The sequence below is a fragment of the Janthinobacterium sp. PLB04 genome, assembly GCF_021165895.1.
GTDB classification, from domain to species: Bacteria; Pseudomonadota; Gammaproteobacteria; order Burkholderiales; family Burkholderiaceae_D; genus Janthinobacterium; species Janthinobacterium lividum.
In genome coordinates this window covers 638,901-651,011 of the sequence record NZ_CP088968.1, presented here as the reverse complement: position 1 = coordinate 651,011, position 12,111 = coordinate 638,901, and the positions used below count along the sequence as shown (strand labels likewise).

Annotated in this window: 9 protein-coding genes and 3 tRNA genes; 4 read left to right on the top strand and 8 right to left on the bottom strand. The window is 63.2% G+C overall.

The genetic code is table 11. The annotated features are described in order from the left end of the window. Window positions 1-55: 55 nt before the first annotated feature. The 7 genes from LSO07_RS02765 to LSO07_RS02735 form a co-directional block, all read right to left on the bottom strand. Window positions 56-130 (bottom strand) — tRNA-Thr (locus tag LSO07_RS02765). 43 nt (window positions 131-173) lie between these two features. After that, window positions 174-247: transfer RNA gene (locus LSO07_RS02760), tRNA-Gly, on the bottom strand. Window positions 248-310: 63 nt separating this feature from the next. After that, window positions 311-395, bottom strand: a tRNA-Tyr gene (locus LSO07_RS02755). A 233-nt stretch (window positions 396-628) separates the two neighbouring features. Further along, complete coding sequence (locus LSO07_RS02750; RefSeq protein ID WP_034753121.1) at window positions 629-2,275, bottom strand: tetratricopeptide repeat-containing response regulator; 1,647 nt, start codon at window positions 2,273-2,275, stop codon at window positions 629-631. Window positions 2,276-2,408: 133 nt separating this feature from the next. Continuing rightward, the gene (locus LSO07_RS02745) at window positions 2,409-4,004 is read right to left on the bottom strand and encodes a DUF3369 domain-containing protein (protein WP_070258612.1); all 1,596 of its coding nucleotides are present in this window, start codon (window positions 4,002-4,004) and stop codon (window positions 2,409-2,411) included. A 63-nt stretch (window positions 4,005-4,067) separates the two neighbouring features. Beyond that, on the bottom strand, window positions 4,068-5,147 hold the full coding sequence (locus LSO07_RS02740) for a J domain-containing protein (RefSeq protein WP_151092215.1): 1,080 nt from the start codon (window positions 5,145-5,147) through the stop codon (window positions 4,068-4,070). A 149-nt stretch (window positions 5,148-5,296) separates the two neighbouring features. Beyond that, the gene (locus LSO07_RS02735; protein WP_151092213.1) at window positions 5,297-6,448 is read right to left on the bottom strand and encodes a class I SAM-dependent methyltransferase; all 1,152 of its coding nucleotides are present in this window, start codon (window positions 6,446-6,448) and stop codon (window positions 5,297-5,299) included. Between the two features lie 81 nt (window positions 6,449-6,529). Between LSO07_RS02735 and LSO07_RS02730 the strand changes: the two genes are divergently transcribed. Genes LSO07_RS02730 through ttcA form a run of 3 tightly spaced genes read left to right on the top strand, consistent with a single transcriptional unit; the run spans window position 6,530 to window position 8,735 of the window. After that, window positions 6,530-7,315 (top strand): SDR family oxidoreductase, encoded by a 786-nt coding sequence (locus tag LSO07_RS02730; protein WP_151092211.1) that lies wholly within the window; start codon window positions 6,530-6,532, stop codon window positions 7,313-7,315. 53 nt (window positions 7,316-7,368) lie between these two features. After that, a complete protein-coding gene (locus LSO07_RS02725; RefSeq protein ID WP_034783508.1) occupies window positions 7,369-7,767 on the top strand; it encodes a dihydroneopterin aldolase in 399 nt (132 codons plus the stop codon). Between the two features lie 32 nt (window positions 7,768-7,799). Next, on the top strand, window positions 7,800-8,735 hold the full coding sequence (ttcA, locus tag LSO07_RS02720) for a tRNA 2-thiocytidine(32) synthetase TtcA (protein ID WP_052140234.1): 936 nt from the start codon (window positions 7,800-7,802) through the stop codon (window positions 8,733-8,735). Between the two features lie 53 nt (window positions 8,736-8,788). On the opposite strand, the gene LSO07_RS02715 is transcribed toward ttcA, so the two are convergent. After that, window positions 8,789-10,486 carry a methyl-accepting chemotaxis protein gene (locus LSO07_RS02715; RefSeq protein ID WP_151092209.1) on the bottom strand — a complete coding sequence of 566 codons (1,698 nt, stop codon included), beginning with the start codon at window positions 10,484-10,486 and terminating at the stop codon, window positions 8,789-8,791. A 196-nt stretch (window positions 10,487-10,682) separates the two neighbouring features. On the opposite strand from LSO07_RS02715, the gene LSO07_RS02710 reads away from it, so the two are divergent. After that, window positions 10,683-12,011 carry an amidohydrolase gene (locus LSO07_RS02710; RefSeq protein WP_070258600.1) on the top strand — a complete coding sequence of 443 codons (1,329 nt, stop codon included), beginning with the start codon at window positions 10,683-10,685 and terminating at the stop codon, window positions 12,009-12,011. Window positions 12,012-12,111: the final 100 nt, after the last annotated feature.

Here is a 12,111-nt window from a genome sequence, read left to right as displayed (position 1 = left end):
GGCACACGCCCGACGGTCTGGTTTGAATTGCTTCTGTGCTGCCTGCTGCGAATTCTGGTGCCCTTGACGTGGATCGAACACGTGGCCTCTCCCTTACCAAGGGAGTGCTCTACCACTGAGCTACAAGGGCTGTAATTTGTTGCATGCGATGCATCAAGCATCTGAACGGAAACTGGAGCGGGTGAAGGGAATCGAACCCTCGTCGTAAGCTTGGAAGGCTTCTGCTCTACCATTGAGCTACACCCGCGAGGTATCGTTTACTTTATCTTCACTTGCTTTTTGCTACTACCCAGTTTTCCTTGCAAAAACTTGGTGGAGGGGGCTGGATTCGAACCAGCGTACTCATAGAGAACAGATTTACAGTCTGTCGCCTTTAACCACTCGGCCACCCCTCCGCGGGAACCGCAGAGTATGAAGCATCTACTCACAACTGTCAACCTTATTTACTGATGCCTGACTGCTGCATTTGCTTATAAAGAAGAAGTTGGCTGCTTCGGGGCGTGATTATAAGCTCCCGATTTGAGAATGTGCAAGGGTTGGCGCGAAAAAGTCGACTTTTTTCGCATTTTTTTTATCCCCCCTGCCCGCAAGCCGCATTTTCCCGTCACTCACCCCGCATTTTTTCTATTTACCGGGCATCAGGCGGATGCATCCAGGAGTTGCCAAGGGGCTTATATTTGCGCAATAACTGCTGATGCAGGCCCGACAGTACGGGCAATTTGGGGTTGCGCGGGTCCAGACGGCGCACGCCGGCGATAAACGTCAGCGCCTGCTGGCCCATGCGCTCATCCCAGCCTTCGTGTTCCAGGCACTTCAGCACGGCCACGGCCGCATTGAACACCACTTGCGGATTGTCTGGCAGGCGCGTGACGGCTTCGCCCATCAGGTCGACGGCGCCGCGGAAATCGCCCTCTCCCGCCCTGGCGGCGCCGGCCGCCACCATGTCGGCCACCTCCTGGCGGCTTTGCCGCGCCAATGCCTTGGCCAGCTCTTCGCGCCCCGCCTGTTCGAACACGGCCATGGCGCGCGTCATGGCCGCACTGTCGGGCGCGTTGCGCATGACTTCGCGCATCACCTCGGCGGCGCCATCCTCGCGTCCATGCGCCAGGCAATGGCGCGCCAGTTCCGTTTTCAGCATGTTCGAGCCGCCCACGCTGTGGCGGTTGGCGGCCAGGGCCGCGTCCAGCGATTGCTGCAGACGTTCCTCGTTGCCCGTATGCGCATGCAGCATGGCGCTGCACAGGGCGCTGCACAGTTCCGCATTCTTTTGCCCGCCCATCGACTTGTCGAGGTCGCGGATCACGGCGCCCGCCTGCAGCGGGTCGCCCTTGCGCACCAGGGTCTGCACCAGGCGCACATGGTCTTCCGGGTCGCGGAATTCCGAATACTTGGCCTTGCTGACCACCAATTTGAGGGATTTTTCCGCCATCTCGATATCGTCGGCCGCCAGGGCCGCCTCGCCCAGGCGGCGCAAGCGGCGCACGGCGTGCGGCGACAGGGCCACCGCTTCGCTCAGGGCCGCCTGCGCCAGTTCCGGCTTGCCTTGCGCCAGGTGCGTGCGCGCCAGCCAGTCATAGGCGTCGAGAAAACGCTTGTTGTTTTCCAGCAGCCCTTCCAGCGTGCCCTGCGCCGCTTCGTACTCGCCCAGCAGGAATTGCGTCTTGGCCTGCCCCAGGCGCGCCCAGCCGATGGACTTGCTCTCATACAGGGCCGCGTAGATCGGCTCGGCGTCGGCCGCCTCGCCAAGCAGCAGGTGCAGTTCCGCGCGCAAGCGCAGGAAATCGGTGGCGTAGCGGGGATACAGGCTGGCGCCCTCGGCGCAGGCGGCAATCGCCGCGCGCTCATTGCCCACGTCGATCAGTTCATACACGGGCACGAAGGCATTGCGCTTGTCCAGCGCGCGGCCGATGCGCTCGAGCATGTTGTCAGCGGTGAAGGGCTTGAGGATGTAATCGGTAGGCAATAACTCGACGGCGCTGACCACCTTGGCGAAGCTGCCTTCGCCCGTGACCATGAAGAACATGGTCGATGCGTGCATCAATTTGTGGTGGCGCAGGTCTTCCAGCATCTGCTGGCCATCCTGCCCGCCATCGAGATCGTATTCACACAGGATCAAGTCATACGATTTGCTGCCCAGCATGCGGATCGCCTGGCCGGAGCTGGCCGCGTCGTCGATCTTTGCCAGGCCGCACAGGTTGAGCATATTGTGCAGGCTGGCGCGCATGCCCGGATGCGGCTCGATGATCAGTGCGCTGAGGCCCTTGAGTTCTTTCATGTCGTGATGTCCGAAAACTCCGCGGCGCGCCACACTGGTGCGTGGCGCCAGCCAGCATGAGGCTGCCGAGTATATGACGGCGCCGCGCGCAAGGGAATGGCGACGCGCCGAAAAATGCCAACGGAGCGGCTACTCAAGCGACGGCGCGCTCCGGATGCCACAGTTGCGGTTCATGGTCGATCAGTTCCAGCAGCGCCGTCACCACTTCCGGATCGAACTGGCTGCCGCTGCGCTGCTCGATGTACTCGCGCACCTGCGGATAAGGCCACGGTTCCTTGTAAGGCCGCTCGTGCAGCAAGGCATCGAAAACGTCGACCACGGCAACGATGCGCGCGGCCACGGGAATATCGCGCCCCTTCAGGCCATGCGGGTAGCCGGCGCCATCGAAGTGTTCGTGGTGGCCGCCGGCGATCTGCGCGCCATAGGTCAGATAGCTGACGCCGTCGACCATGTTGGCGGCCCGCTCGAGGATGGTGCGCCCGACGCTGGCATGCAGCTGCATCTGCGCCCGCTCCTCGTCCGTATGCTTGCCCGGCTTGAGCAGCACGGCGTCCGGCGTGGCCACCTTGCCCACGTCGTGCAGGATGCTGGCCAGGCCGATCATGTCGAGCAACTGCGGCGTCAGCTCATCCGGGTACACGCCGCGCTGCTGCATGCGCCGGGCGATGGCGTCGGACAATAGCTGCACGCGCCGCACGTGGCCGCCCGTGTCGCTGTCGCGGAACTCGGCCAGGTCGGCCAGCGCCACCACGGTCGCTTCCTGCGCCTTGCGCAGCTGGCCGAACATGTACAGGTTGTCGAAGGCGGCGGCGATGCGCTGGCAAAACACTTCCAGCAAGTCGCGCTGGATCTGCGCCAGCGGCCACGGCGGCGTGACGGAGATGGCCAGTTCGCGGTTGCCTTCCGTATGGATGAACAGCACATTGGCCGGATGCTCGAACTGGCTGCGCTTTTCCGCGAACGCCTTGTCGATGGTGGGCGTCAGGGCATGGTCGGCCGGCATGGCTTCCGCCTCGGCCAGCACGGCATACGTGCCCGTGGCGGCCACCACTTCGGGCCGTCCGGCGCCGCCCTGCATCAGGCACAGCACGCCGTCGGCGCCCACGTCGAGGATGGCGCTGACCTGGTTGAGCACGCCGGAAGCGAATTCGCGCAGGGAATGGATCTGGTACAGATTGGTGGCGCCGGCGAGAATCTTGCCCAGGCCGATGCGGCTGCGCTCGAGCATCATCAGGCTCTCGTAGGCGCGCAAGGCCGAGATGACGGTGGTAAACAGCTTTTGCGTCGTCAGTTCCGTCTTGGCCTTGTAATCGTTGATGTCGTATTCGATGATGACGCGCTGCTCGGGCGCCTGGCCCGGCTGGCCCGTGCGCAGCACGACGCGCACGATGGAATTGTTCAGGTCGGCGCGGATGCGCTTGGCGAGGATCAGGCCGGCATCGTCCGTTTCCATCACCACGTCGAGCAGCACCAGCGCGATATCGGGCGTGTCGCGCAGGATGTCGTACGCTTCGCGGCCGCTGTAGGCGGAAAACAGTTCCAGTTCGCGGCCCTTGAAGCTGACATTGCGCAGCGCCAGCCGCGTGACCGCATGCACATCCACGTCATCGTCGACGATCAGGACACGCCACAGGCGCTGGTCGGGCGCGGCCAGCCCGGCAGGACTGGCCACCGGCTCATCTTCGTCGAGCAGCCAGTTATCATCTGCATCGGCTTTGAGGTCGGTCATGAATACTCCTAAGGGATAAGTTCGATGTGGACGCTGCGTTGACGCCTATCAAGCATAATCAGATTAGATGCTGCTTACAACAGGATTCTGCGTAGCGCCGTCTCCGGCGGCCGGCGCCGGCGCGGGTAGCGCAGCACCGCTGCGCGTGGCGCCGCCGCAATTGTCCTGGCCTGGCCCGACAGCCTGGTAACGCACTTCGTACTTGCCCGCGCTGAGCTGCTCCACCGTCAGCTTGTCATTGGCCAGGATGTACAGGTAGCGCACATTCGAGCGCCGCTCCTGGTCATACAGCTTGACGAAGACGGGCGCCGCGTTGCTGCTGTTATCGATGGTCAAGCTCAGTTCCTCGCCCTTGTTACCGATCGGAAAGCCATCCACGTAGCCCGATTGCGCCGGCCATGGCTCGCCATTCGGCGCCACCAGCGCCGCCGACTCGGCCTGGCTGGCGCCATCACAGGCGGGACGGCTGGCTTTCAGGCTCAGCTGTGAGACGGCCAGCACGCGGATCTCCGCTGCCTTCGCTTGCGCGGGCTCGGCCGCATACGGCTTGCCCACGGCCCAGCTATCGATAGCCACCGCCTCGTTTTTTGCCGGCGGCGTGGCGACGCCATCCGCCGAAGACGTGTCCGGGTGCGCCCTGGCGCCATCGCGGGCCAGGCCGCTCCAGGCCGACGCCAGCGCGGCCGGCATCGGCTGCGAGGTATCGAGCATGAGCAAGGCGCCCAGCCAGCCCAGCAACAGGCAGACAAGCAGACTCAGCCACCAGCGCCAGTTGCGCCAGATGGGCAACGCCTTGCCCTTCGGCGGCGGCACATCCTGCGCCCAGGCGTGCTCATGCGATTGGGCATGGCCTTTCGCACGGCCATCGCGGCTCTTGCCTTCCTCGTGGTGGGTGCTTTCCAGCCATTCGATTTCCCACTCCTCGGCGGCGATCCACTCGTCGTGTTCCTTGCGGCGTTGTGGATCGGACAAGGTGCCATAGGCGCTGTTGAGGATCGCCATGATGCGGGCGGCCTTTTCGTCGCCAGGATTCTTGTCCGGGTGGTATTTCTGGCTGAGGGCTTTGTACGCGGCACGTATGACTTCCTGCGGCGCCAGGCGCGCCACTTTCAGGTTGTCATAGTGTGTATGTATCTTTCCCATCGTTCTATCTTGAAATCGGTGCGCGGCGACGGGTTCTTGCAGGATGGAACCGTGCTGTGTCGGTCATCATATACGATATGACAAGATAATAACCACCGGCGGACAGGAAATTGCAGGGCGGCACTGCCCTGCCTTGATATTGCAGGCGCTTACAAGCGGTGACTGCGGTCACTGGACAACAGGGCTTCCGGCAGCTCCACCTGGCGCCCTACCACCAGCACCTTGAACAATTCCCCCATCTCGGCGGGCGACACCAGCTTTTGCACGGCGCTGGCCTGCGGCAAATACGTTTTGACCTGTGCCGGATCGGTGCGCAGCAGCAAGTCGCCGATGCCCGCGCCCAGCAGGAAGGACGCCTGGTTCATGTAGGCAAGCACATCGAGACCCGCATCCTGCGCCGCCACCGCCATGGCCGTGAAATCCACGTGGGCCGTGATGTCCTGCAAGCCGGGCAGATAGAACGGTTCCGCGTGGGCGTGGTGGCGGTAATGGCACATCAGGGTGCCCGTGGCGCGCAAGTCCAGGTAATACTCGTGGGCGGGGAAGCCGTAATCGAACAGCACGGCAGCGCCGCCCTTGCCATTGGTCAGCATGCGCGCCAGCGAGCGCATGAAGCCGCAGGCCACGCCATGGATCTCGCTGACATAGCCGACCGGCAAGTGCTCGGCATCCGGCACCTGGGCGGCGATCTGCGCAGCCACGTCGGCGCCGGCCGGACGTTCGACAAACACGAACTGGCCATCGGCAATGCTGACGTCGAGTTCGCACCAGCCGGCGGGCGTCTTGCTGATCAGGTTGACGGGCATGGCGTCGAGCACTTCATTGCCGAACACGGCGCCTTCGAAACTGTCGGGGAAGCCGTCGAGCCACACTACTTGCGGGAAGCCGGCCAGGGCCAGCTCCTGGCGCGCGCGCAATTCGCCGGACAGTTCGACGATCGCATACTGTTCGATAGGGATGCCGGCATTCGCCGCTTCCGTCAGGATATCGCAGGCCAGCTTGCCCGTACCGGCGCCGAATTCGAGGATGCGCGGGGCCGTTTGCGCCATAATAGCGGCTGCCACATGGGCCAGGGTGGCGCCGAACAGGGGAGAGATTTCCGGCGCGGTTGTAAAATCGCCATCTTTGCCCAGCTTGGCGGCGCCGCCGCTGTAATAGCCGAGGTCAGGCGCATACAGCGCCAGCTCCATGAAGCGGACAAAGGGAATGGCGCCGTCATTGCGCGCGATTTCGGCGGCAATCTGGTGCTGCAAGGCATGGGACGCGGCCAGCGCGTCGCTATCGGGTACGGGAAGAGACATACCGTATTGTAGCGAATCGGCGGCGCGGGCCGCCAGTACCGGCCATGGCAAGCCCGCTCACTCCATATAGACAGTAAAGACATGACACCAGCATCGACACTGCCACACAGCACTCCCCGCGTCGCCCTCGTCACGGGCGCGGCGCGACGCATCGGCCGCGCCATCGCGCTCGGCCTGGCGCGCGACGGCTGGGATATCGCCGTCCACTACCGCGACTCGCGCGACGAGGCGCTCAGCCTGGTGGCGGAAATCACGGCGCTGGGGCGCCGCGCGCAAGCGTTCCCCTGCGACCTGGCGCAGGAAGACGCCGTGCGCCAGCTGTTGCCACAGGCACAGGCGGCGCTGGGCGCCGTGACTTGCGTGGTCAACAACGCATCGTTGTTTGAATACGACAATGCGGGCGATTTTTCTTTCCCCGCGCTCGACGCCCACATGCACGCCAACCTGGCCGCCCCCATCCTGCTGGCGCAAGCGCTGTACCAGGCCACCCCGGCAGGCGGGCAAGCCGTGGTCATCAACTTGCTGGATCAAAAACTGTACAATCTCAATCCTGATTTTTTGTCGTACACCCTGTCCAAGGCGGCGCTGCTGTCGGCGACCACCATGCTGGCCCAGGCGCTGGCGCCGAAAGTGCGCGTGGTGGGCATTGCCCCCGGCATCACCATGGTCTCCGGCGAACAGACGGAAGCGAACTTCGCCAAGGCGCATGAAAACACGCCGCTGGGACGCTCCAGCACGCCCGAGGATGTGGCCGACTGCGTCTGTTACGTGGCCGGCGCGCGCGCGCTGACGGGCACGACCCTGCTGGTCGATGGCGGCCAGCATTTGATCGGCTTGCCGCGCGACGTCATGTTTTTGACCAAATAATCAGCAGCCACACCAAACAACCAGCATTCCAGCATCCCCGAAAAGGTAAAACTATGTCGTCCGCCCTGTCCCACCCTCGCCTGGCCGATTGCCGCCGCCTGTTCCTGCGCAATTACGAAGTCCTCATCAACATCGGCGTCTACGACTTCGAGAAAAAGGGCGAGCAGCGCGTCCTCATCAACGTCGACCTGTACATTCCCCTGGCCCTGTCGACGCCGAAGGATGACCAGCTGGAAGAAGTGGTCGACTACGACTTCATGCGCGAAACCATCGCCAGGCGCATGGCGCAAGGCCACGTGCAGCTGCAGGAAAGCCTGGTCGACGACGTGCTCGCGGCCATGCTGGCCCACCCGCGCGTGCGCGCCGCGCGCGTTTCGAGCATGAAACCGGACGTGTATCCCGACTGCGAAGGCGTGGGCGTGGAAGTATTCAAGATCAAGGATGAAGCATGAACAACATGAATGACACTGCCGTACTGGAAACGATGACAGCCGCCGTGGAAGTGCCGGCCAATGTGGAAGCGCAAAAACTGGCGCGCAAGAAGGCGGAAAAGATCGCCCTGGAAAACAACAAGCTGCACAAGCGCTTGTGCCGCCTGGTGGGCCAGGCCATCGGCGATTTCAACATGATCGAAGACGGCGACAAGGTGATGGTGTGCTTGTCCGGCGGCAAGGATAGCTACGCCCTGCTGGACATTCTGATGACCTTGCGCGAACGCGCGCCTATCCATTTTGACATCGTCGCCGTCAACCTGGACCAGAAGCAGCCGAACTTCCCGCCGGAAATCCTGCCCGCCTACCTGACGGAACTGGGCGTGGCCTTCCACATCGAAAACCAGGATACCTACAGCATCGTCAAGCGCCTGATCCCGGAAGGCAAGACCACCTGCTCGCTGTGCTCGCGCCTGCGCCGCGGCATCCTGTACCGCGTGGCCGACGAGCTGGGCGCCAACAAGATCGCCCTGGGCCACCACCGCGATGATATTTTGGAAACATTTTTCCTGAATATGTTCTTCGGCGGCAAACTGAAAGGCATGCCGGCCAAGCTGCAATCGGACGACGGCAAGCACATCGTCATCCGCCCGATGGCCTATGTGAAGGAAGAAGACACGCAGCGCTATGCGGAAGTCAAGGGCTTCCCCATCATTCCATGCGACCTGTGCGGTTCGCAGGAAAACCTGCAGCGCAAGCAGATCAAGGGCTTGATGCGCGAATGGGACAAGAAATTCCCCGGCCGCGTGGAAAGCATCTTCTCGGCCCTGTCGAACGTGGCGCCATCGCACTTGATGGATCCGAAACTGTTCGGCTTCAAGGATTTGAAGGCGGACGGCGTGGCCAGCCCCATGGGCGACATCGCCTTCGACGAAGAGCCGTGCTCGACGCCGACCACGTTCGGCACCATTCAGCTGCAGCAAGGCTGACCCTGACGCACGGCGCCATCATGACGATGGCGCAGTTTATGTATTAGCCTGCTTTAAAACTCTTCCCAATCGTCGCCGGCCAGCGCTTTCGCGGGAGCCGGCGGCTTCGCCTTGACGGGAATGCTGCGCGCGGCAATACGCGGCGCCGGCGCAGGACGCGCGGCTGCCGGCTGTGGCGCCGGACGGCGCAGCAAGCCTGGCTGATCGCGCAGCTTGAATACGCTGACCACTTGCGCCAGGCCGTTCGCCTGCTCTTGCAGCGAACCGGCGGCGGCCGCCGCCTCTTCCACCAGGGCCGCATTCTGCTGGGTCACCTGGTCCATCTGGGTAATCGCCTGGTTGACTTGCCCGATGCCGTGCGTCTGTTCCTGGCTGGCGCTGGAAATCTCGCCGATGATGTCGGTCACGCGCTTGACGCTGGACACCACTTCATCCATCGTCGCGCCGGCCTGGTCGACCAGCTTGGCCCCCACGCCCACCTTGCTGACGGAATCGTCGATCAAGCCCTTGATTTCCTTGGCCGCCGCGGCCGAACGCTGCGCCAGGTTGCGCACTTCGCCGGCCACGACCGCAAAACCGCGTCCCTGCTCGCCGGCCCGCGCCGCCTCCACGGCCGCATTGAGCGCCAGGATATTCGTCTGGAAGGCGATGCCGTCGATCACGCTGATGATGTCGACGATCTTGCGCGACGACTCGTTGATCGACCCCATGGTCGCCACCACTTCGGCCACCACCGAGCCGCCGCGGCTGGCGATGCCGGCCGCCGCGATGGCCAGCTGGTTGGCCTGGCGCGCGTTATCCGCGTTCTGCCTGACGGTGCTGGTCAGCTCTTCCATCGACGAAGCCGTTTCTTCCAGCGAACCGGCCTGCTGTTCCGTGCGCGATGACAGGTCCAGGTTGCCGGCCGCGATTTCCGACGATGCCGTGGCGATGCTGTCCGTGCCGCTGCGCACCTGGCTGACGATGCTGACCAGATTGTTGTTCATATTGCCCAGGGCGGTGAGCAACGCCCCCGTTTCATCCTTCGCCGTCGTGGCGACGGTCTGCGTCAGGTCGCCGGCGGCCACCGTTTCGGCCAGCGCCAGCGCCTGGCGCAGCGGACGCGTGATGCCCGTCGTCAGCAGCCACGAGCACAACACGCCGAATGCCACGGCGAACAGCGTCAGCAGGCTGATGACGGTGGTGTCATGCACGGCGGAAGCGTCGATCTGCTTGGCCGTCGCATCGATGCTTTCGCGCTGCAAGGTCACCAGTTCCTGCAGTAAATCCTGGTAAACCTTGGCCGCCGGGGTGAACGCGGTGTCGAGGATTTTCGCCGCGCCTTCCACGTCGCCATCGGCCTTGGCCTTGACGGCGCCGTCGCGCGAGGCGCTGTACACCTTGCGCTGCTCGAGGATCTTGGCAAACAGGGCTTTTTCCTTGTCGCCCGCGACCAGCGGCTCGATCTGCTTGAGCAATTCGGCCGCCTTCTTCACGGACGCGGCCGAGTCTTCCTTGAAATACGGTCCCAGCGCCGGGTCACTGCTCTTGACGATGGCGGCCGTGCGACGGATCGAGGCAAAGTTCAAGCCATACCAGTCGGTAATCAGGCGTTCCTTGGTCAGCGGTTCGGCCATCATGGCCCGCGTCGACGTCGCCACCTCATTGAGGCGCCACACGCCCACTGTAGCGATCAGAACGGTCATTGCCAGGATCAGGACAAAGCCGATACTCAGGCGCTTGCCGATCTTGATATTTGCGATAAAGCCCATGGTGTCTTTTCTCTCAATAAATGCATCAAAGATATATTTAATTCCATATGGAATTTTTTGCATTGCAGATTATACATTGTTGAAATATATGTAGCTGATTTATTGATTTTGAGAAATGTTTCTGTTAAGTTAAAAATCTCCTCCGCAACTACAGGCGCGCCGCGCTTGTCCGCCCGCCTGTTTCTCAAAGAAATCTATGAAACTTTCCGCATTGCCCCTGAAGAAAATCACCTTTGCCGCCGTCCTCGCCTGTGCCGGCAGCGCCCACGGCGCGGCCCTGCCACCCGCCATCGCGGCCCAGCTCGCAGCCAATTACCCGGCCGTGGAAAGCCTGTACCTGGACTTGCACCGCCACCCGGAACTGGCGTTCCAGGAAGTCGAGACGGCAAAAAAACTGGCCGAGAAGGTCAAGGCGCTCGGTTTTGACGTGACCACCGGCGTCGGCGGCACGGGCGTCGTCGCCATCCTGCGCAACGGCCCCGGTCCCGTCGTCATGCTGCGCACGGAAATCGATGCGCTGCCGGTGCTGGAAAAGACCGGCCTGCCGTTTGCCAGCAGCGTGGTGACGAAAAACGCGGCCGGCGAAAGCGTGCCGGTGATGCATGCCTGCGGCCACGATGTGCACATGTCGGCCTGGTATGGCAGCGCCAAGCTGATGGCCGACAACCGCCAGCACTGGAGCGGCACTCTGATGCTGGTGGGCCAGCCGGCCGAAGAGCCGCTGCTGGGCGCGGCTGCCATGCTGAAGGACGGCTTGTTCACGCGCTTCCCGAAACCGGACTACGCCCTGTCCTTCCACGATGAAGCGACGCTGCCATCGGGCACGGTGGGCTACCACGCCGGCTACTTCCGCGCCGCCGCCGACACCATCAGCATCACCGTGTATGGCCAGGGCGGCCACGGCGCCGCGCCGCACGACACGCGCGACCCCGTCGTGATGGCCGCGCGCATCGTGCTGGCACTGCAAACGCTGGTCTCGCGCGAAAACAATCCGATGGACCCCGTCGTCATCACGGTGGGCAGTATCCATGGCGGCACGCAGGCCAACATCGTGCCCGACCAGGTCACCATGCAACTGACGGTGCGCACCTTCAAGGATGCCGTGCGCAAGCGCGTGCTGGCCAGCATCGCGCGTGAAGTCAAGGGCGAAGCATTTGCCGCCGGCGCGCCGAAAGAGCCGCTGGTGGAGATTCGTCCCGGCACGGACGCCGTCTACAACGACCCGGACCTGACCCTGCGCATGGTGTCTACCTTGCAAAAATCGCTGGGCGCGGCCAACGTGACGGAAATGCCGGCCAAGATGACGTCGGAAGACTTCGCCAACTACGGCCAGGCCGGCGTGAAAGCCGTGCTGCTGCATATCGGCGCGGTGGAGCCAGGCAAGCTGGCGGCGGCCAAGGCCAGCGGCAAACCGCTGGCCGGCCCGCACTCGCCGCAATGGGCACCCGAGTACCAGCCGACCATCAAGGCGGCGATCACGGCGGAAACGTCGATCCTGCTCGATTTGCTGGGCAAGAAGCAGTAATCAGGCAGTGCGCGGGGAAGCTGCTTTTCCCCGCGCCCCTCCCCCTCGTCCGAAATGCTTTCCTTCATCCCCCTGCTGCAGTAAGCTCGTTGTCTGCCGC